At 46.6% G+C, this 356-nt stretch carries 1 pseudogene; it reads right to left on the bottom strand.

Annotated features, from left to right (window positions below):
* A pseudogene (locus HC176_RS17835) lies at nt 1-356 on the bottom strand (LamG domain-containing protein); the annotation flags it as partial.

Raw genomic sequence — 356 nt, 5'->3', positions numbered from 1 at the left:
ATGCACCCATTCTCCGGCAGTTGCATCGATAAGTCCGCCATCATTCCAGTTGTTACCGTCTCCTGTACCTATGCTCGCCTTGATACGCTGGCTTTCTGCACTTCCTTCCCTAAACAATTGGAAACCTTTGGTGAGATTATTCTTGTTAGGATCACTTTCATTCACAGCACTTATGGAAATTATTCCAGCTCTATCTGGAGAAGAATTAACTTTATACCAAAAAGTAGTACTGAATTCATCACCCAGGAGACCGCTGGACGGGAAGGTCAAATAAGCCCCCTCGGCCCCGGCATAAGAATTACTTCCTTCTCTCGCCTCTTCGGTAAAACCGGGAGAACCCACAACGTTGATGCTGC

This window comes from Tamlana crocina, assembly GCF_012037625.1.
Note: the sequence above shows the minus strand (reverse complement) of the source record. Positions and strands in the feature narration are given on the sequence as shown.